The sequence below is a fragment of the Bacillus sp. GMs2/2 genome, assembly GCF_050172095.1.
Taxonomy (GTDB): Bacteria; Bacillota; Bacilli; order Bacillales; family Bacillaceae_G; genus Bacillus_A; species Bacillus_A cereus.
In genome coordinates this window covers 1-1464 of record NZ_JBNLYE010000653.1, presented here as the reverse complement: position 1 = coordinate 1464, position 1464 = coordinate 1, and the positions used below count along the sequence as shown (strand labels likewise).

The window sequence follows — 1464 nt, the reverse complement described above, 5'->3', positions numbered from 1 at the left end:
AGTTATTTTTAGTTTATCGAATAGTGTAATGGGGGGCCAATTAGATGATATATTAAATAAACGAATTTCTGATTTTTCCCATGATAATGGAAGTGGTAGATTTACATTATGGGAAGCTGCTTTTAAATATTATTTATCCAATCCATATATTGGAATCGGCGCTTTTAACTTTTCGAATTATTATGAGTATCAATTTAATGAAAAATTATATGTACACAATACATTTTTAGAAATTTTGTCTGAATCGGGTACAATTGGTTTTCTTCTATATAGCGCGTTTTTATTCATATTAATGTTCAAGCTAGCGCAGCATACTTTGTTTCGTGAAAAACCATATCTTCTATTGACTATGATTGCATTTTTATTTCAGATGATGTCATTGTCACTCATTATTAACGAAGCGTTCTTTTTATTTTTAGCAGTTGTTGTGAAGTATATTTCAATATATGAAGGAAGGGGAAAGATAGATGGTAAAATGTCTATCAGCACATAACGAGCCGCCTTATGTTTCTGTAATAACACCTTCTTATAATAGTATACGATTTATAGGTGAGACAATTTCATCTGTACAGAATCAATCGTATGAAAACTGGGAAATGATTATCGTTGATGACGGTTCAACCGACCAATCTGCCGCAAAAATTAAAGAGATAATAGAAGAAGACTCACGAATTAGGTTATTATCATTAAAAGAAAATGTTGGTGCTGCTAAAGCTCGGAATTTAGCGATCCAAGAGGCAAGAGGAAGGTACATTGCCTTTTTAGATAGTGATGATATATGGTTGCCACATAAATTGAAGACACAATTGTTATTTATGGAAGAAATGAATATAGCTTTTTCATATGCGTCGTATAGTTTAATTGATGAAAATGGTAATGAATTAAATCGTGAAGTGAGTGTACCAAAATCTGTTGACTATCATTATTTAGTAGGAAATACAATTATCGGTTGTTTAACAGTGATGATTGATCGTGAAAAAATTCCGTATGTCGAAATGCCTAGTATACAGCCGGAGGATACAGCGTTATGGCTGAACTTATTACATGAAGGGTATGAAGCAAAAGGGATACAGCAAGTGTTAGCAAAATATAGAATTGTTACAAATTCTGTTTCTAGAAATAAAATTAGAGCAGCTTTTCGGTATTGGAAATTGTTAAGGGAACAAGAACGACTGAATTCGGTGCAAATTTTTTACTATTTTAGTAAGTATGCTTATCATGCTTATAAAAAAAATAAAATCAATGTAGTTGGGAAGACGCAATTATGAATATACTGTTGATGACAGATAAATTGATAACTGGCGGAGCCGAAAGCTATTTCTGTAAATTGGAAAGTAATTTGCGTTATGATGATTTTAAGATTTATACAGCTGCAGGTGATGGAGAACTATATGAATCTCTTACTAGAAAAGAAAATTTTATATTACTTAGTCGATGGAATCATTTGAGAAATATTTATTATTT

At 31.4% G+C, this 1464-nt stretch carries 2 protein-coding genes and 1 pseudogene; all 3 read left to right on the top strand.

The window, feature by feature from the left end; all coding sequences use genetic code 11:
- A partial coding sequence (locus ACQGS6_RS28370) for an O-antigen ligase family protein (RefSeq protein ID WP_426966022.1) occupies positions 1–493 on the top strand: 493 nt, incomplete at its 5' end.
- Positions 468–1268 carry a glycosyltransferase family 2 protein gene (locus ACQGS6_RS28365; RefSeq protein WP_074625330.1) on the top strand — a complete coding sequence of 267 codons (801 nt, stop codon included), beginning with the start codon at positions 468–470 and terminating at the stop codon, positions 1266–1268. The genes ACQGS6_RS28370 and ACQGS6_RS28365, both read left to right, overlap by 26 nt.
- A pseudogene (locus tag ACQGS6_RS28360) lies at positions 1265–1464 on the top strand (glycosyltransferase family 4 protein); the annotation flags it as partial. The gene ACQGS6_RS28365 and the pseudogene ACQGS6_RS28360, both read left to right, overlap by 4 nt.

Bases quoted from the DNA above. Each gene is read 5' to 3' on its own strand.
- ACQGS6_RS28365 (WP_074625330.1), top strand. From the start codon at position 468: ATGGTAAAATGTCTATCAGCACATAACGAGCCGCCTTATGTTTCTGTA.